At 74.8% G+C, this 18,224-nt stretch carries 12 protein-coding genes; 10 read left to right on the top strand and 2 right to left on the bottom strand.

Features of this window, described 5'->3' with window-relative positions; genetic code table 11:
- Positions 1-80 precede the first annotated feature (80 nt).
- From hemQ to hemL, 6 genes are all read left to right on the top strand, one after another.
- Positions 81-797, top strand: coding sequence for a hydrogen peroxide-dependent heme synthase (gene hemQ, locus EWV39_RS09690; protein WP_129659006.1), 717 nt, complete (start codon positions 81-83; stop codon positions 795-797).
- Positions 794-2,092 carry a ferrochelatase gene (locus EWV39_RS09685; protein WP_129659004.1) on the top strand — a complete coding sequence of 433 codons (1,299 nt, stop codon included), beginning with the start codon at positions 794-796 and terminating at the stop codon, positions 2,090-2,092. Before hemQ ends, EWV39_RS09685 begins: the two co-directional genes overlap by 4 nt.
- The gene (gene hemC / locus EWV39_RS09680; RefSeq protein WP_129659002.1) at positions 2,089-3,063 is read left to right on the top strand and encodes a hydroxymethylbilane synthase; all 975 of its coding nucleotides are present in this window, start codon (positions 2,089-2,091) and stop codon (positions 3,061-3,063) included. Before EWV39_RS09685 ends, hemC begins: the two co-directional genes overlap by 4 nt.
- Entirely contained in the window at positions 3,063-3,986 is a 924-nt protein-coding gene (locus EWV39_RS09675; RefSeq protein ID WP_129659000.1) for a uroporphyrinogen-III synthase, read from the top strand. The genes hemC and EWV39_RS09675 overlap by 1 nt, the downstream gene beginning before the upstream one ends.
- 2 nt (positions 3,987-3,988) lie before the next feature.
- Positions 3,989-5,023: a porphobilinogen synthase gene (gene hemB / locus EWV39_RS09670; protein WP_202864913.1), complete on the top strand. Its 1,035-nt coding sequence runs from the start codon at positions 3,989-3,991 to the stop codon at positions 5,021-5,023.
- Positions 5,024-5,096: 73 nt separating this feature from the next.
- Positions 5,097-6,434 carry a glutamate-1-semialdehyde 2,1-aminomutase gene (hemL, locus tag EWV39_RS09665; protein ID WP_129658997.1) on the top strand — a complete coding sequence of 446 codons (1,338 nt, stop codon included), beginning with the start codon at positions 5,097-5,099 and terminating at the stop codon, positions 6,432-6,434.
- A 72-nt stretch (positions 6,435-6,506) separates the two neighbouring features.
- Here hemL and EWV39_RS09660 read toward each other — a convergent pair whose 3' ends face one another.
- On the bottom strand, positions 6,507-7,214 hold the full coding sequence (locus EWV39_RS09660; protein WP_129658994.1) for a 3'-5' exonuclease: 708 nt from the start codon (positions 7,212-7,214) through the stop codon (positions 6,507-6,509).
- A gap of 90 nt (positions 7,215-7,304) precedes the next feature.
- Here EWV39_RS09660 and EWV39_RS09655 point away from each other — a divergent pair, with 90 nt between their 5' ends.
- Both EWV39_RS09655 and EWV39_RS14135 read left to right on the top strand, forming a co-directional pair.
- Positions 7,305-10,610, top strand: coding sequence for an ATP-dependent helicase (locus tag EWV39_RS09655; RefSeq protein ID WP_129658992.1), 3,306 nt, complete (start codon positions 7,305-7,307; stop codon positions 10,608-10,610).
- Complete coding sequence (locus tag EWV39_RS14135; protein WP_238148220.1) at positions 10,607-14,410, top strand: ATP-dependent DNA helicase; 3,804 nt, start codon at positions 10,607-10,609, stop codon at positions 14,408-14,410. Before EWV39_RS09655 ends, EWV39_RS14135 begins: the two co-directional genes overlap by 4 nt.
- On the opposite strand, the gene EWV39_RS09645 is transcribed toward EWV39_RS14135, so the two are convergent.
- The gene (locus tag EWV39_RS09645; protein ID WP_165313256.1) at positions 14,405-15,292 is read right to left on the bottom strand and encodes a phosphotransferase; all 888 of its coding nucleotides are present in this window, start codon (positions 15,290-15,292) and stop codon (positions 14,405-14,407) included. The two genes, EWV39_RS14135 and EWV39_RS09645, sit on opposite strands and share 6 nt — an antisense overlap.
- 106 nt (positions 15,293-15,398) lie before the next feature.
- Here EWV39_RS09645 and nudC point away from each other — a divergent pair, with 106 nt between their 5' ends.
- Together nudC and EWV39_RS09635 are read left to right on the top strand one after the other, a co-directional pair.
- Complete coding sequence (nudC, locus tag EWV39_RS09640) at positions 15,399-16,433, top strand: NAD(+) diphosphatase (protein ID WP_129658986.1); 1,035 nt, start codon at positions 15,399-15,401, stop codon at positions 16,431-16,433.
- A gap of 5 nt (positions 16,434-16,438) precedes the next feature.
- The gene (locus EWV39_RS09635) at positions 16,439-18,211 is read left to right on the top strand and encodes an ATP-dependent helicase (RefSeq protein WP_129658984.1); all 1,773 of its coding nucleotides are present in this window, start codon (positions 16,439-16,441) and stop codon (positions 18,209-18,211) included.
- Positions 18,212-18,224 lie beyond the last annotated feature (13 nt).

Here is an 18,224-nt window from a genome sequence, read left to right as displayed (position 1 = left end):
CACACCACAGCGGTCGGATCCACCGACAAAGAGCGTCCCCGGCCACCAGCCGGGCGCCGAAGAAAGGAACGAGTCACATCATGACCCAGCAGCAGCCAGAAGCCAACGACCCCCGCGCGGCCAGCGGCGACGACCGCCTCTACTACGCCCTCTACACCGTCTTCGCCCGGCGCGGCCAGCGTCCCGAGGAAGCCGGCTCCGAGTCCGCGGTCGCGGAGTACGAGCGGCTCGCCGAGCAGCTCGGCTCCGAGGGCGTGACCCTGCGCGGCACCTACGACGTCTCCGGCATGCGCAACGACGCCGACGTCATGGTGTGGATCCACGGCGAGCGCCCCGAGCAGCTGCAGGCCGCGGTGCGCCGGATCCGCCGGACCGAGCTGTTCTCCGGCACCGAGATCGTGTGGTCCACCATGGGCGTGCACCGCGACGCCGAGTTCACCCGCCGGCACGCGCCCTCCTTCGCCAAGGGGATCGACCCCGAGGCGTGGGTCTGCGTCTACCCCTTCGTGCGCTCGTGGGACTGGTACTACATGGATGCCGAGCACCGCTCCGAGATGCTCAAGAACCACGGCATGAAGGGGCGCGACTACCCCCAGGTCCTGCCCAACACCATCGCCACCTTCGGCCTGAACGACTACGAGTGGGTGCTGGCCCTGGAGGCGCCCGAGCTGGTGGACCTGGTGGACATGATGCGCACCTTCCGCAACACCGAGGCCCGCCTGCACATCCGCGAGGAGACCCCGTTCTACACCGGCCGCCGCGTCGAGGCCGCCGACGTCGCGGAGGTGCTGCGTTGAGCCCCCTGCGCACCGCGCCGATCCCGAACGTCACCGACCCGGAGAACACCGCGAGCAACGGTCCCGCGAGCCTCGAGGCAGCCCCCGGCTTCGTCTCCGAGGAGACCCTGACCCGCCCGCGCGCCCAGGCCCCGGAGCCGTACGACGCCGTGATCCTCTCCTCCTTCGGCGGGCCCGAGGGCCAGGACGACGTCATCCCCTTCCTGCGCAACGTCACCCGCGGCCGCGGCATCCCGGACGAGCGCCTGGAGGAGGTCGCCACCCACTACCGCGCCAACGGCGGGGTGAGCCCCATCAACGAGCAGAACCGCGCCCTGCTGGCCGCGCTGCGCGAGGAGCTGGCCCGCAGCGGCCCGCAGATCCCCGTGCTGTGGGCCAACCGCAACTGGGAGCCGTACGTGGCCGACGTCGTCAAGGACGCCCACGAGAACGGCTACCGGAAGCTCCTGGTGCTGCCCACCAGCGCCTACCCGGGCTACTCCAGTTGCCGCCAGTACCGCGAGGACTACGGCATCGCGCTGGAGGAGCTCGGCCTGGAGGGCGAGCTGCAGATCGACAAGCTCCGCCAGCACTACGACGCCCCGGGCTTCATCGCCTCCTTCACCGAGGGGCTGATCGAGGGCCTGCGCGAGCTGCGGGCCAAGCTCGAGGCCGCGCCGTCGAGGGCCGCCGGCAACGGCCGGATCCGCATCATGTTCTGCACCCACTCCGTGCCCACCACGGCGGCGAACGAGGCCGGACCGCGCGGGGTCGACTACGAGGGCGGCTCGGCCTACGTCGAGAAGCACCTGGAGGCCGCGCGGGCCATCCTGCGCGACGTCGAGGCCGAGGAGCCCTCGCTGCTGGAGGGTTGCGACTGGGAGCTGGTCTACCAGTCCCGCTCCGGCTCGCCGAGCACGCCCTGGCTCGAGCCGGACGTCAACGACGCGCTGGAGGGCCTCGGCGGCGCCGTGGACGGCGTCGCCATGGTCCCGCTGGGCTTCGTCTCGGACCACATGGAGGTCAAGTGGGACCTCGACACCGAGGCCATGGAGACCTGCGAGGGCCTGGGCCTGCAGGCCGTGCGGACGCCGACGCCGGGCACCCACCCGGCCTACGTCCGCTCGCTGCGGGACCTGATCGCCGAGCGGGTCAGCTCGACCGCCCCCTCCCAGGACCCGGCCGAGCTGGAGCGGAACCGCGTCAGCGCCTGCGGCGGCCGCGGCTGGTTCGACCGCTGCGACCCGGACTGCTGCCTCGCGGCCAGCGCCCGCACGGCCAAGCCCGTGATCGCCGACTACGAAGGAGCCCGATGACGCCCATCCGGGTGGGGACCCGCGGCTCGGCCCTGGCCACCACGCAGTCCCAGCACATCGCGGACCGGCTCGCCGCCGCCGGCGCGCCGGCGGAGCTGAAGGTCGTCACCACCACCGGCGACGTGACCTCCGGCTCGCTCGCGCAGCTCGGCGGCACCGGGGTCTTCGCGGCCGCGCTGCGCCAGGAGCTGCTGGGCGGCTCCGTGGACGTCGCGGTGCACTCGCTCAAGGACCTGCCGACCAAGGACCTCTTCGACGGAGCGCTGGCGCTGATCTACCCCTCGCGGGAGGATCCGCGCGACGTCCTGGTGGCCCGGGACGGGCTGGACCTGGACGGGCTGCCCGCCGGATCCCGGATCGGCACCGGGTCCCCGCGCCGGGCGGCCCAGCTGCGGATCCTGCGGCCGGACTGCCAGGTCGTGGACATCCGCGGCAACGTGGGCACCCGGCTGTCCCGGGTGGCGGGCCTGGAGCGCTTCGCCGCCGACGACACCGGCGTGGGCCGGGGCACCCACGGCGACCTCGACGCCGTCGTGCTCGCCGCCGCGGGCCTGGCCCGGCTGGGGCTGAGCGAGGTCGTGACCGAGTTCCTGGACCCGCGCCGGGTGCTGCCCGCCGCGGGGCAGGGCTGCCTCGCGATCGAGTACCGCAGCCGCTCGACCCCCGCCGAGGTGCTCGCCGCGATCCGCGCGCTGCAGGACGGGCCCACCGAGCTCGCCGTCCAGGCCGAGCGGGCGCTGCTGCTCCGGCTGGAGGCCGGCTGCGCGGCGCCCATCGGAGCCTTCGCCCGCCTCGAGGAGGGCACCCTCACGCTGGACGCCGTGGTGGCCGACCCGCGCGGCGGCGAGGTCCTGCGGGAGTCGGCGACGGCTCCGGCCGCCGGTCCGGAGGCCTCCCGGGCCCTGGGCACCCGCGTTGCCGAGTCCCTCCTGGAGCGCGGCGCCGACCGCTACACCGACCGGACCTCCTGATGACCTCCGGGCACGACCTCCCCGCGGCCTCGGGCCCAGGGTTCCCCTCCCTCGAGGAGAGCGATCCCGGCGAGGCCCGGGCGGAGCGGCCGGCCGAGGTCCTGGTGACCCGGCTGCCCGGGCCCGCCGGAGAGCTGGTGGACCTGCTGCGCGGCGAGGGGCACGACGTCGTCCTGGCGCCCCTGCGCGAGGCCCGGCTGCCGGACCCGGCCGCGTGCGCCGCCGTCGCCGGCACGGTGCGGGCCGGAGGGTTCGACGTCGTGACCTTCACCAGCGCGCACGGCGTGCTGGGGCTCGAGGCGGTACTGGGGGAGGCCCCGGCGGGCCCGCTCGCCGGGGCCGAGGTCCGCTGCGTGGGCCGGGCGACGGCCCGCGCGGCCCGGGAGGCCGGGCTGGATCCGGCCCCCGCTCCCGCCCGCGAGGACGCCGCCGGGCTGCTGGCCGAATGGCCGACGCCGGAGGAGGGCGGCCCCCGGTCGGCCTTGTGCGTGCACGGCGAGCCTCACCGCCCCGAGCTGGTCCGCGGCCTGCGCGAGCGCGGCCTGAGGGTCGAGGAGGCCGTCGTCTACGAGATGGTCGCCTACCCGTCCGAGCGGCCGCTGGCCCCGGGGCGCCGGTCCCCGGCCGGCGCGGCCGTCCCCGTGCTGGACCCCGACGAGACCGCCGCGCACCTGGCCGGGCGCGGGCCCGACGTCGTCGTCGCCACCTCCCCGCGCCTGCTCGAGGAGCTCGCGGAGCGGGGGAGGATCGCCGCCCCCGTGGTGTGCATCGGGGCGACCACCGCGGCGCGCGCCGATTCGCTGGGTCTGCGCGCCGTCACCGCCCGGAGCCCCGCGCCGCGAGACCTGCTGACCGCCGTCCGCCGCGTCCTGGCCGAGGCCGGGCGCCCCGCGGACCCGTCCGTTACACGAGAGAAGGGATGACCATGACCATCCGAGACCAGAGCACCGACGCCGCCTCCGAGCTGGTCCGGCGCCCCCGCCGGCTGCGCACCAGCCCCGCGATGCGGGACCTCGTCGCCGAGTACCGGCTGCACCCGGAGGACCTCATCCAGGTCCTGTTCGTCCGCGACGGCATCGACGCCCCCGTGGAGATCGCCTCCATGCCGGGGCAGCACCAGCACACCCTGGGCAGCGTCCTGGACGCGGTGCGCCGCGCCGAGGCCGCCGGGGTGCGCTGCATCGACCTGTTCGGCGTGCCGCGGGACGAGGACAAGGACGCCGAGGGCTCGGTGGCCTGGCACCCCGAGGGGATCCTGAACCGGGCCATCCGGGCGATCCGCGAGGAGTTCGGGGACCGCCTGGTCATCATGGCCGACACCTGCCTCGACGAGTTCACCGACCACGGGCACTGCGGCCCGCTGACCACCGACCCCAACGGGCGCACCGTGGTGGACAACGACGCCAGCGTCGCGCTCTACCGGAAGATGGCCGTCTCCCAGGCCGAGGCCGGGGCGCACGTGGTGAGCCCCTCCGGTATGATGGACGGGCAGATCGCGGGCATCCGCGAGGCGCTGGACGCCGCCGGATTCGCCGGCGTCTCCGTGATGGCGTACTCCGCGAAGTACGCCTCGGCCTTCTTCGGGCCGTTCCGCGACGCCGTCGGCTCCTCGCTGAGCGGGGACCGCAAGACCTACCAGCAGGACCCGGCCAACCGCCGGGAGTCCCTCCTGGAGGCCCGGCTCGACGTCGAGGAGGGCGCGGACATGGTCATGGTCAAGCCGGCCCTGTCCTACCTGGACATCCTGCGCGAGGTCGCCGAGGCCTCGCCGGTGCCGGTCGCCGCCTACCAGGTCTCCGGGGAGTACGCGATGATCGAGGCGGCCGCCGCCAACGGGTGGGTGGACCGCGAGCGGATCGTGATGGAGTCGCTCACCTCGATCCGCCGCGCCGGAGCCGACATGATCCTGACCTACTACGCGACCGAGGTCGCGGAATGGCTGCGCGAGGGGCACCGCTGAGCCCCGGCAGAGCCGGAGCCTCCGGGCCGACCCCCCGCAGCACATCGGACCACCAGAGAATGAGGAGCACACCGTGACCGTTTCCCAGGAACTCTTCGACCGTTCCCGCCGGGTCATCCCCGGCGGCGTCAACTCGCCCGTGCGGGCCTTCAACTCGGTGGGTGGGACCCCGCCCTTCCTGGTCGAGGCCGACGGCCCCTACGTGACTGACGCCGACGGCTTCGACTACGTGGACCTCGTCTGCTCGTGGGGTCCGGCGCTGCTGGGGCACCGCTACGAGCCGGTGATCGAGGCCGTGCACGCCGCCGTCGAGCGCGGCCTGTCCTTCGGCGCCTCGACGCCGGGGGAGACCGAGCTCGCCGAGCTGGTGGTGGACCGGATGAACGCGGCGGCCGTCGACGGCCCGGTCATCGACCAGCTCCGCCTGGTCTCCACCGGCACCGAGGCGACGATGACCGCGATCCGGCTGGCCCGCGGGTTCACCGGCCGCGACCTGATCATCAAGTTCGCCGGCTGCTACCACGGCCACGTGGACTCCCTGCTCTCCGAGGCGGGATCCGGCGTCGCGACCCTCGCCCTGCCGGGCTCCGCCGGGGTCACCGAGGCCACCGCGGCGCAGACCGTCGTGGTGCCCTACAACGACCTCGAGGCGGTCCGCGAGGCCTTCGCCCTGAACGAGGGCCGGATCGCCGCGGTGATCACCGAGTCCGCACCGTGCAACATGGGCGTGGTGACGCCCGACGCCGACTTCAACCGCGGCCTGCGGGAGATCACCGCCGCGCACGGGGCGCTGCTGATCGTCGACGAGGTCCTCACCGGCTTCCGCTCCTCCTCCGCCGGCTACTGGGGCCTGACCACGGCCGAGCAGGGCGGCTGGGCCGCGGACCTCTACACCTTCGGCAAGGTGATCGGCGGGGGCATGCCCATCGCGGCCCTCGGCGGCCGTCGGGAGGTCATGGAGCACCTGGCGCCCACCGGCCCCGTCTACCAGGCGGGGACCCTCTCCGGGAATCCGCTCTCGGTCGCCGCTGGCCTGGCCACGCTGCGCCACGCGGGCCCCGAGGTCTACCGGACGGTGGACGCCCGCTCCTTGCAGCTGCAGCGCGAGCTCACGGCCGCGCTGGACGCGGAGGGCGTGGACCACTCGATCCAGACGGCGGGCAACATCTTCTCGGTGGCCTTCGGCACCGGGGAGCGCGGCGTCCGGAGCTACGAGGACATCAAGGCCTCGGAGTCCTACCGGTACCGCCCGTTCTTCCACTCGATGCTGTCCTCGGGCGTGTACCTGGCGCCCTCGCCCTACGAGGCCTGGTTCCTCTCCGCCGCCCACGACGACGCTGCGATGGACCGGATCGTCAGCGCCCTGCCCGCCGCCGCGAGGGCCGCGGCCGAGGCGACGCCGGAGGGCTGAGCGAGTCAGGGCGCCCCGGCGAGACGCGGACGCGCCCCGTCCCCCCGCGAGGGACGGGGCGCGTCCGCGTCCTCAGGAGCGGATCGGCCACTCCCCGTTGATCTTGGCCTGGCGCCCGATCCTGTCGAAGTACTGCTGCAGGTCCGCCGCCTGCTCCCGCGCCCACTCGATCTGGCGGCGGTGCAGCCCGCCCGAGTCCGTCGCCAGCTGGGGGAACTTGGCCGTCATCGCGGTGGCCAGGCGCTCCGTGGCCAGGCAGTCCGCCGCGGAGGTGTGCGCGTTCTCCAGCACGACGCCGTACTCCTCGGTCAGCACCCCCAGCGTGCGCTTGCCGCGGTGGTACTTGTCCACCTGCTTGTTCAGCACCAGCGGGTCCATGACCGGGTAGGGGTTCAGCGGCGGCATCTCGTGGCGCTTGAGCTCCCGGTCCAGGACCGTGAAGTCGTAGGAGGCGTTGAAGGCGAAGACCGGCACGCCGTCGGAGAACAGCCCGCCCAGGGCCGAGGCGAGCTCGTAGGCCACCTGCTTGACCGGGGCGCCCTCGGCCTGGGCGCGCTCGGTGCTCACGCCGTGCACCGCCGTGGCCTCCTCGGGGATCGGGACGCCCGGGTCGGCGAGCCACTCGCCGTGCCGCAGGACCTCGCCGTCGGGCGCCACCAGGATCAGGGAGGCGGTCACGATGCGCGCCGTCAGGGGGTTCGGTCCCGTGGTCTCCAGGTCGAAGGTCGCGCGGGGCAGCTCGGTCCAGGGGCGCGCCTCGGCGGCCGTTTCACTCGTCATGGGGTCCACCGTACCGCGGCCCGGGCGAGGGCGCCGCGTCGTCGCCCGGGGCGTGCCTATTCTGTCGGTCGGCTGTGGTGAGATGGTGCCATGACCGCCGAGAACCCCCGCCCCGCACCCTCCCGCGCCGAGGCCCGGCTCGTGCTGGGCGCGCCGGGGACGGGCAAGACCGAGGAGCTGATCGCCCGCGCGCTCGCCCACGTGGGCGAGGGACGCCCGGCCGGCGAGATCCTGATGCTCGCCCCCTCGCGGCTGGCGGCGGACCGGCTGCGCGAGGGCTTCTCGGCTGCCCTCTCGGCCACGATCTCCACCCCTCCCGCCCGCGCCTGGCACTCCTACGCCTTCGACGTCCTGCGCCGCGCGCACGCCGCCTCGCTGCTGCCGGGCCTGCGGTTCGAGCCGCGCCTGCTGGCGGGCCCGGAGCAGGACGTGCTGATCGGCGAGATGCTCGAGGCCCACGCCGCGGGCCTGGGCTCCGTGCCCGCCTGGCCGGAGGACCTGGGGGACGCGCTCGGCACGCGCAGCTTCCGCCGCGAGATCCGCGAGTTCCTGGACCGCTGCGCCGAGTTCGACCTCGGGGCGGGCCAGGTCCGCGAGTTGGGGGAGCGCGCGGGCCGCCCCGAGTGGATCGCGGCCGCGGACTTCCGCGTCGAGTACGAGCAGCTCCGCCGCCTGCGCATGCCCCAGGCCTACGACCCCTCGGCGCTGATCCACGAGGCCGCGGACTTCCTCGAGGCCACCCCCGAGTTCGTCGAGGCCGAGCACGAGCGGCTGCGGCTGGTGCTGCTCGACGACGCCCAGGAGGCGACCCCGGCCGTCCTCCGCCTGCTCTCCGCCCTGCTACCCGCCGGCTCCGCGAACCCGCCGGAGCTGGTCGTCGCCGCGTGCACCGACACCGTGGTCCAGGGCTTCCGCGGCGCCCGGCCGGAGCAGCTGAGCGACCTCGGCGCGGCGCTCGGCGCCTACCCCCGCGTGGAGACCGAGGCGCTGACCGTGCAGCACCGGCTCCCGCCGGCCCTCGGCGAGGCGTTCGGCCGGGTGGCCGAGCGGATCCCCGTCGTCGCCCGGGCCCGGCACGAGCGCCGCCCCGCCCCCTCGCCGGAAGCGGCCGAGCGGCCGGCGGACCTCGAGGTCGCGCTGGTGGCCTCGGGTCAGCAGGAGCTGCGGCTGATCTCGGAGCGCCTCCTCCAGGAGCACGTGCGCGGCGGCCGTTCCCTGGCGGACATGGCGGTCATCGTGCGCGACGGCGCCTCCCTCTCCCGGATCAAGCGCCACCTGGAGTCGGACGGCATCGCCGTGAACATCCCCGTCGCGGAGACCCCGCTGCGGGAGGAGCCCGCCGTCCGGCCGTTCCTGGACGCCCTGTGGATCGCAAGCGAGCCGGGTGCCGATGCCGGCATCGAGCGGGCCACGAGCCTGCTGACCTCCCGCCTGGGCGGCGCGAGCCCCAGCCGGGTGCGGCGCCTGCGCCAGAGCCTGCGCGCCGCCGAGCTGCGGGCCGGCGGACGGCGCGGCAGCGACGAGCTGATCCTCGCCGCCCTCGCCCCCGAGCCGGGGGAGCCCTCGGCGGCGGATCGCCGCTCGGTCAGGGGCCCCGGCACCGAGAGCCTGCGCCGGGTGCGCCGGGTCCTCGCGGCGGGCGCCACCGCCCTGGAGGAGCCGGGATCCACCGCGGAGACGGTGCTCTGGGCCCTGTGGGAGAGCAGCGGGCTCGCCGAGGAGTGGGGGCGGCTCTCCGCCGCGGGCGGCCCGGCGGGCGAGCGCGCGGACCGGGACCTGGACGCCATGGTGGAGCTGTTCGCCGCCGCGGAGCGCTACGTCGACCAGCAGCCCGGCGCCGGCGCCCGGGAGTTCCTCGAGTACCTCGACAGCCAGGACCTGCCGATGGACACGCTGGCCCCCGCCGCCGCCGCGCGCTCCTCGGTCACCCTCGCGACCCCCGCCTCGGCCGCCGGCCGCGAGTGGGGGTGGGTCCACGTCGCCTCCGTCCAGCAGGGCTCCTGGCCCAACACCACCCTGCGCGGGGGTCTGCTGGCCACCACCGAGCTCAGCGACGCCGTGACCCTTGGCTGGGAGCGCGCGGCCTCGGTCACCCACCGGACCCGCCTGCGGGAGACCCGCTACGACGAGCTGCGGACCTTCGCGACCGCCGTCTCCCGCTCCAGGGAGCGGCTGCTGGTCAGCGCGGTCTCCAACGCGGAGGAGGAGCCCAGCGAGTTCCTCGACGTGCTCGCCCCGGAGCAGCTCGACGGCGCGGGGCTCACCGAGGTGCGCCGGCCCATGACGCTGCGCGGGCTGGTCGCGGAGCTGCGGCTCGCCGCCCAGGACTCCGCGCGGCCCGAGCGGGCCCGGGCGGCCGCGCGCTGCCTGGCCCGGATGGGGACCGAGCGGACGGGGGAGGGGGACGCCGCGCGTCCCGGCCCGGTCCCCGGCGCCGCCCCCGGGGACTGGTGGGGCCTCGCCCCGCTGACGGACGACGCCGCGGTCCTGCCCGCCGGGGAGCCGGTCCCGGTCTCGCCCTCCCGCCTGGAGACCATCAGCCGCTCGCCGCTGGACTGGTTCGTCGCGGCCTCCGGCGGCGAGGCCGCGACCGACCTCTCCCGCTCCGTGGGCACCCTCATCCACGAGATCGCCCAGGACATGCCCGAGGCCGCCGGCCACGAGCTGCTCGCCGAGCTCGAGGAGCGCTTCTCCCGCCTGGGCCTGCCCGAGACCTGGGAGACCGCTCAGACCTACGAGCGCGCCCGGACGATGCTGCGGAAGTTCGCCGCCTACGCCGTGGACGCCCGGCAGGCGCTGGGGCGGCGGCTGGTCGGCGTCGAGGGCTCCTTCAGCGTGCTGGTGCCGGGGCCGGCCCGGGCCACCCTGCTGAGCGGCCGCGTCGACCGCCTGGAGGTCGACGACGCCGGCCGCTACGTCGTCATCGACCTCAAGACCGGCAAGTCCGCGCCCACCAAGGCGGAGGTCGCCCAGCATCCGCAGCTGGCCGCCTACCAGGTCGCGCTCGCAGCCGGGGCGGGGGAGGCGATGGCGCAGGAGGCGGAGGCCGCCGGCTCCGCGGCGGCGAGCCCGGACATGGCGGGCGCCCCCATCGCGTCCGCCGAACCTGCCGAGCCCGTGGAGCTGGCCGGCGCGCGGCTCACCGAGCTCTCCGGCGGCGCGGCCCTGGTCCAGCTCGGCACCGCCGTCAAGAGCTACTCCGCGCAGACCCAGCCGGCCCTGGGCGAGGAGGACTCCTGGGCGGTCGAGCTGGTCCAGCGCTGCGCCGAGCTCATCGCCCACGAGCGCTTCCAAGCGCGGCACGACGCCGAGCGCTCCGGGGGCTACGGCATCCCCTGCCGCCTGCCCGACATCTGTCCCATCTGCGCCCGAGGAAGGCAGGTCACCCAGCCGTGAGCACCGCAGAGACCGCCGAGGCCCCCCGGCCCCGGATCAGCCCGGAGGAGATCGCCCGCGCCCTGGGCAGGCCGCTGCCCACCGCCGAGCAGTCGGCGATCATCAGCGCCGGCCTCAGCCCCCGCCTGGTCGTGGCCGGCGCCGGCTCCGGCAAGACCGCGACCATGGTGGACCGCGTGGTGTGGCTGGTGGTCAACGGCCTGGTGCGGCCCGAGGAGGTCCTCGGCGTCACCTTCACCACCAAGGCCGCCGGGGAGCTGCGGCACCGCATGAGCGCCCGGCTCGCGCAGCTGGCCGAGGCCGGCCTCTACGCGGCGGGGGAGGGCACGGAGGACCCCGTGCTCGACCCCACGGTGAGCACCTACCACTCCTACGCCAAGTCGCTCGTGGCCGAGTACGGCCTGCGGATCGGGATCGAGCGGGACGTCACCCAGCTGGGTCAGGCGCAGTGCTACCAGCTGGCGGCGCAGATCGTGGAGAACTGGGACGGGGTGGTCCCCGAGCGCGTCCCCGCGGCCTCCACCCTCGTCGGCGCCGTGCTGCAGCTCTCCGGGGAGTGCGCCGAGCACCTGCGGGAGCCCGGGCAGGTCTACGAGGCCTGCGCGGAGCTCGCGCGGCGCCTGCGCGCCCTGCCCAACGAGCACCCGAAGAAGCTCAAGAAGGAGGAGAGGGCGCGCAACGAGGCGCTGCCCCGGCTGGAGAACAAGATGCTGGTCGCGCAGCTCACCGAGCGCTACCAGCGGGTCAAGAAGGCGATGCAGGTGATGGACTTCGGCGACCTGCTGGCCGACGCCGCGACCCTGGCCCGCACCGTCCCCGCCGTGGGACGGGAGCAGCGGCAGCTCTACCGCGTCGTGCTGCTGGACGAGTTCCAGGACACCTCGCACGCCCAGATGGTCCTGTTCTCCCAGCTCTTCGGCGGCGGGCACAGCGTCATGGCGGTGGGGGACCCCAAGCAGTCGATCTACGGGTTCCGCGGTGCCTCGGAGGGGCAGCTCTTCGACTTCTACGAGTACTTCCCGAGCCCCGACCCCCGCCCCGGCTACCTCACGGTGGCCTGGCGCAACGGCAGCCGGATCCTGGGTGCGGCCAACCTCGTGGCGCATCCGCTGGCGGAGCCGCTGCCCTGGGCGCGCTCGGCGCCGGCCATCGGCGTCCCGGACCTCGTCGAGCGGCCCGAGCCCGAGGACGGCCGGGTGCTGGTGGGCACCTGGGAGACGGAGACGCAGGAGGCGGAGGCGATCGTCGAGAGGATCCTGCGGAGCCGGACGGACCGCGACGCCGCGGGCGAGGAGCACGCGAGCGCGGCCGTGCTGTGCCGGGCTCGGCGCCAGCTGGAGACGGTGCGCCTGGAGTGCGAGCGCGCCGGCCTGCCCTACGAGCTGGTGGGGCTCGGCGGGCTGCTGGAGACGCCGGAGGTGCTCGACGTCGTCGCGACCCTGCGGGTGCTCTCGGATCCCTCCCGCTCCGACGCGCTGATGCGCCTGCTGGCCGGGGCCCGCTGGCGGATCGGGCCGCGGGACCTCATGGCGCTGAACGACTGGGCGGTGTTCCTGGCCCGCCGGCGCCGGCAGAGCATCGTTTCCGGGATGGCGGAGGACCTGGAGACGCCCGAGGGCGAGGGGCCGGGCGAGGAGGGTCTCGCGGGAGAGGCCCCGACTGGGGGAGAGACCGCGGAAGGCCACTGGGACGGGGCTCTCGGAGGCGAGGCCTCCGGGGGCGGGGCCCACGGTGGCGGGGTCTCCGAGTCCTCGCCCGCCTCCGACGCAGGAAAGGACGCCCCCGCCCCGGAGGCTGCGGACGGAGCCGCCGCCCGCCGGCTCGAGGAGCTGCTGCGCTCCGGCGGGGGCGAGGCCAGCGAGGGCTCGAGCCTCGTCGAGGCCATCGAGACCCTCCCGCGGCCGGGCTGGGTCTCGGCCAAGGGACGCGGCCTGAGCGAGGCGGCGCGGGAGCGGCTGGAGCGGCTGGCCGCGGAGCTGGACGAGCTGCGCGGCTACCTCGGCGAGGACCTGACCTCGCTGCTGTACCACATCGAGCGGGTGACCCTGCTGGACGTGGAGCTCGCCTCCAAGCCGGGCCGGGACGTCCACACGGCGCGGGCTAACCTGGACGCCTTCTACCAGGCGGCGGCCGAGTACTGCGCGAGCGCCCCGCGCGTGGCGGCGAGCCTCGACGTCGGCGCCGGGGCCGGCTTCTCCGTAGCGGCCGAGGGGACTCCGGCGGGCCTGGTGATCCCGGAGACGCGGGAGCACCGCTACACCGTGACCTCCTCCGCCACCGGGGTCACCGCCTTCCTCGCCTGGCTGGAGGCCGCGCTCGCGGAGGAAGGCGGGCTGGCCGCCCCGGCCGAGGCGGGGGGCCGCTCGGCCGTCCAGCTGCTGACGATCCACGGCTCCAAGGGACTGGAGTGGGACGAGGTGTACCTGCACGGGATGAACGCCGGGACCTTCCCGACCGACCAGCGCGACGAGTGGATCAAGCAGCCCGGCGCGCTGCCCTGGCCCCTGCGGGGGGACGCCGCCCACCTGCCGGCCTGGGACACCGAGGTCGGAAGCACCGGAGAGCTCCAGGAGCGCTGGGCGGAGTTCGTGGAGCACAACGACCTGCGCGCCGTCGCGGAGGAGCGGCGCCTCGCCTACGTGGCCCTGACCCGGGCCAGGAGCCGGCTCATGCTGGGCAGCAGCCGCTGGACCGGCGCGGCGGCCCGTCCCCGGCAGGCCTCGCCGTTCCTGCGGGAGATCCTCGAGGGGGCCCCGGGAAGGGGATTGGCCGTCGAGGTCGTGCACGAGGAGCCCGCGCCCGAGGACGGCGCGGGGAACCCCCAGGCGGGGACCGTGCTGGCGGCGCTCTGGCCCTTCGACCCGCTGACCCGCCCGCACGTGAGTGAGTGGGAGGAGGAGGCGCCCCTGGACGCCCTGGCCTTCGAGCCCGACGCCGGCCGCTCGATCCTGGACCCGGGGCCGGCGCTCAGTCGGCGCGCCGAGGTCGAGGCGGCGGCGCGGCTGGTCGAGGAGGAGCTCGCGGCGGTGCGGGCCGGGGATGCCCCGGGCGAGGCGTCGTCGCGGGCTGGGGAGGAGCCGGGCCAGGAGGAGACGGCGGCCGTCGAGCCCGAGTCCGAGGCGGAGGCCCGCGCCTGGGCCGAAGAGACGGAGCTGCTGCTGGGGCTGCGCCGCGAGCGGGCCGCCGCGCCTTCGGCCCCCGCCCCGCCCACCCACGTCAGCGCCTCCCTGCTGGTGGGGCTCGCGGAGGACCCCGAGCAGGTCAGGGCGGGACTGCGCCGGCCGATGCCGCGGCGTCCGGCCCCGCAGGCGCGCGCCGGCACCCGCTTCCACGAATGGGTCGAGGAGCACTTCGGCAGCCCCGCCATGCTGGACCTCGGGGAGGTCCTGGAGGACGCGGACGAGGGGGAGGAGCCCGAGCTGGCCCGCCTGCAGGAGGCCTTCAGGGCCAGCCCGTGGTATCAGCGCCAGCCGTGGGCGGTCGAGTTCCCCCTCGAGACCCCGGTCGCGGGCTTCACCGTGCGCGGCCGGATCGACGCCGTGTTCCGCGACACCGCGGCCGCGGCCGGCGCCCCGGAATGGGAGCTGGTCGACTGGAAGACCGGGCGCGTGCCCATCGGCGCCCGTCTGCGGCATCGCGCGGTGCAGCTCGCGGTCTACCGGCTCGGCTTCGCGCGCCTGATGGACGTGCCGCTGGACGACGTCGCCGCCTGCTTCCACTACGTGGCCGAGAACCGCACGGTCAGGCCGCCGCGGATCGCCGACGAGGAGGAGCTGACCGCGCTGCTGGGGCTGCTATGAGCCCAGGGCGCCCGATTCCCGCAGGTCCTCGGCGAGGGTCTGAAGCATCGCCACGGCCTCGCTGACGGTCGCGCGGTCGTCCTGCTCGACCGCGCGGACCAGCCACTGCGCGAGCGCGAACTCGGCGTGCAGGTACGAGCGGCGCAGCAGGTGAGGATCCGGCGCCTGGGGCAGCTGCATCGAGTAGACCTCGAGGATGGAGTCGGCGAGGTCCTGGTCGGGACAGCTCATGAGCCAGGCGAAGTCGCTGGCGGGATCGGCGACCTGCATGTCCTGCCAGCCGCGGATCGCGGCGACCCGGTCGCCGTCGAGCACGATGTTCTCCTCGGAGAGGTCCCCGTGGATCACCGCGGGGTTGAACCGCCACATCGACTCGTCCTCGAGCCAGCCCTCCCAGCGGCGCAGCAGCTCGGAGGGGATCTTGCCGGTCCCGGCGGCGTGGTCGAGCTCGGCCAGCATCCGCTGGCGGCACTGGTCCCAGGTGTAGACGGGCAGGTCCGCCTCCTGCACGAGCTCCACCGGGAGGGTGTGGATCGTCGCCAGCGCGGTGCCGATCTGGGTCGCCAGCGGCTCCCGCTCGGGGGAGACGATCCGGGAGCGGCGCACCAGCTCCTCGATGTCCACGATCTCCCCGGCGATCTGCGGGTACACGAAGGACTTGAGGCCCTCGCGGTCGGCCGAGCCGACGACGGTGGGAAGCTGGAAGGGGAGCCGGGCCCGCAGGGCGGGGGAGAAGGAGTGCAGGATCACGTGCTCCGTCTCGAGCCGCACGCTGGCCTCGATGTTCTCCGGGGCCCGGACGATCCACCGTTGATGCGCCGAATCGACCACGAGCGCGCTGCTGTACTCGGGGTTGTCCGGCTCGTAGGGGTACGCGGCCACAGGGAAGAGCCCCGGCACTCCCGCCGAGGCCAAAGCGGCTAACGTTAACGGTGTTAAAGTCACGTCCTTCAGACTACTAGAGACACATGAAAGCCGGCTGAGCAACATGAGACCCACCCGAGACGTCTTCCCCTCCTCCCCGCTGGGCACGGTGCTGTTGGGCACCTATCCCGTGAGCAGGAGCGGCGCGGAGCGGGAGACCACCGATCCGATCGGCGCCGCGCTGCGGGATCCGCGCGTGCGCGTCCTGCCGCTGCGGGACGGGAGCATGCCCGTGCGCGCCGCGGAGGGCTCGGCCCGGCTGGCCTGGCGCGGGTCCGAGGAGCTGACCGGGGAGGACCCCGCGCGCCGCGGCGAGCAGGAGCTGGCCCACCTGGGCACCTCCTCCGACGGCGCCCCGGTGGTCCTGGACTTCCGGCCCGAGACCCTGCCGGAGCAGATGGAGGCCGGGGACCCGTGGCCGGGGGACCGGCCGGAGTGCGCGGACGAGACGTGGGAGGGCCTGCGGGAGGTCGCCCCGCGGCTCGACGCCGAGGAGGCCACCTGGGCGACCATCGCGGTGGCCCTGGCCACCTGGCACGCCGAGGGCCCGCACTGCCCGAGCTGCGGCTCGGCCACCAGGATCGCGCACGGCGGCTGGGCCCGGGTGTGCCAGGCGGAGGACCGCGAGATCTTCCCCCGCACCGACCCCGCCATCATCGCCGCCGTCGTCCACACCGACGACGCCGGCGTCGAGCGCCTCCTGCTGGGCCACTCCACCCGCTGGCCGGAGGGCAGGTTCTCGACCTTCGCGGGCTTCGTCGAGGCCGGCGAGTCCCTCGAGGCTGCCGCGGCCCGGGAGATCTGGGAGGAGTCGGGGGTCGAGGTGGACCGCGTGGAGTACCGCGGCTCGCAGCCGTGGCCCTTCCCGCGCTCGCTGATGCTCGGGTTCAGGGCCCGCGCCGTCGAGCGGGAGGCCGCCCGCCCCGACGGCCAGGAGATCGCACACGTCCGCTGGTTCACCCGCGAGGAGCTGGAGTCCGAGGTGCTCGCGGGCCGCCTGATCCTGCCCGGAGCGGTCTCGATCGCCCACCACCTCATCGCCGACTGGTACGGCGGCCCCCTGCCCGAGCCCGAGCCGGAGGGAGGACGGTCATTCTGAACCCCATGGACACCGCCGTCGAGGGCGCGGCGCCGCCGAGCCCGGACCAGGTCCTCGAGGGGCTGGACCCGGAGCAGCGCGAGGTCGCCACGAGCATCAGCGGACCGGTCTGCGTGCTGGCCGGCGCCGGCACCGGCAAGACCCGGGCCATCACCCACCGCATCGCCTACGGGATCGCCTCCGGCGCGTACGTGCCGCAGCGGGTGCTCGCGCTGACCTTCACCGCCCGCGCCGCGAACGAGATGCGCAACCGGCTGCGGATGCTCGGCGCGCCGGGCGTGCAGGCGCGCACCTTCCACGCGGCCGCCCTGCGCCAGCTGCAGTACTTCTGGCCCCAGGCCGTGGGCGGGACCCCGCCCCAGCTGCTGTCCCACAAGGCGCAGCTCATCTCCGAGGCGGCCTCCCGGCTGCGCTTCAGCACCGACCGAGCCGTGATCCGGGACCTGGCCGCGGAGATCGAGTGGTCCAAGGTCTCGATGCTGACCCCCGACACGGTCGAGGAGCACCTGGCCCACCGGGACCTCCCCGCCGGGTTCACCCCGCAGAGCCTCGCTCGGGTCATGCGCGGCTACGAGGACCTCAAGACCGAGCGCAACGCGATCGACTTCGAGGACGTGCTGCTGGCCACCGTCGCGATCCTCGAGGAGGACGACGCCGTCGCGGCCGCAGTCCGCCAGCAGTACCGCCACTTCGTGGTCGACGAGTACCAGGACGTCTCCCCGCTGCAGGAGCGGCTGCTGCGCTGCTGGCTCGGGAAGCGGGAGGAGCTGTGCGTGGTCGGCGACGCCTCGCAGACGATCTACTCGTTCACCGGCGCGACCTCGCGCCACCTGCTGGACTTCCCGGCCAAGCACCCGGAGGGCAAGGTCGTCCGGCTCGTGCGGGACTACCGCTCGACGCCGCAGGTGGTGGGGCTCGCCAACCGGCTGCTGGCGGACCGGAGGCCCGCCCGGGACTCGACGCCGGGCGCCTGGGCCCCGCCGCTGGAGCTGCGCGCCCAGCGTTCCTCCGGCCCCGAGCCCGAGTGGTTCGAGTACGCCGACGACGAGCAGGAGGCCGCCGGGATCGCCGAGGACGTCAAGGAGCTCATCCAGCGCGAGGGAGTGCCCGCCTCGGAGATCGCGGTGCTGTTCCGCACCAACGGCCAGTCGCAGGCGATCGAGCAGGCGCTGGCCGACGCCGGCGTCGGCTTCCAGATCCGCGGCACGGAGAAGTTCTTCAACCGGCCCGAGGTCAAGCAGGGCATCCTGCAGATCCGCTCGGCCGCCCGGGCCGCGAGCGAGGAGCCCGCCACGAAGATCGTGCGGGACTGCCTGGCATCGCTCGGCTACCGGGACAGGCCGCCGGCCAGCGGCGGGGCGGTGCGCGCCAAGTGGGAGTCGCTGGCCGCGCTGGTCTCGCTGACCGACCGGCTGGCCGCGGCGCACGAGGGCGAGTTCACGGTGCCGATGCTGGTGGAGGACCTGGCCCGGCGCGTCGCCCACCAGGACGCCCCGGTGATGGACGGGGTGACCCTGGCCTCTCTGCACTCGGCCAAGGGCCTGGAGTGGGACGCGGTCTTCCTGTGCGGGCTGAGCGACGGCCTGATGCCCATCGGCTTCGCCGAGACGGGGGACGAGATCGACGAGGAGCGGCGGCTCCTCTACGTCGGCATCACCCGCGCGCGCGAGCGGCTCTCGCTGTCATGGTCGCTCTCCAGGACGCCGGGCGGGCGCTCCAACCGGCGCCGCTCCCGCTTTCTCAAGGACCTGGCCCCGAAGGCGGCGCACCTGGCCTAGCGGCGTCCGGCGC

This window comes from Rothia halotolerans, assembly GCF_004136635.1.
In the GTDB taxonomy this organism is placed as follows: domain Bacteria; phylum Actinomycetota; class Actinomycetes; order Actinomycetales; family Micrococcaceae; genus Rothia; species Rothia halotolerans.
This window is presented reverse-complemented; position numbering and strand designations above follow the sequence as displayed.

Coding starts and splice junctions, on each gene's coding strand:
- hemQ (WP_129659006.1), top strand. CDS start 81: ATGACCCAGCAGCAGCCAGAAGCCAACGACCCCCGCGCGGCCAGCGGC.
- hemC (WP_129659002.1), top strand. CDS start 2,089: ATGACGCCCATCCGGGTGGGGACCCGCGGCTCGGCCCTGGCCACCACG.
- EWV39_RS09675 (WP_129659000.1), top strand. CDS start 3,063: ATGACCTCCGGGCACGACCTCCCCGCGGCCTCGGGCCCAGGGTTCCCC.
- hemB (WP_202864913.1), top strand. CDS start 3,989: ATGACCATCCGAGACCAGAGCACCGACGCCGCCTCCGAGCTGGTCCGG.
- EWV39_RS09660 (WP_129658994.1), bottom strand. CDS start 7,214: ATGACGAGTGAAACGGCCGCCGAGGCGCGCCCCTGGACCGAGCTGCCC.
- EWV39_RS09655 (WP_129658992.1), top strand. CDS start 7,305: ATGACCGCCGAGAACCCCCGCCCCGCACCCTCCCGCGCCGAGGCCCGG.
- nudC (WP_129658986.1), top strand. CDS start 15,399: ATGAGACCCACCCGAGACGTCTTCCCCTCCTCCCCGCTGGGCACGGTG.
- EWV39_RS09635 (WP_129658984.1), top strand. CDS start 16,439: ATGGACACCGCCGTCGAGGGCGCGGCGCCGCCGAGCCCGGACCAGGTC.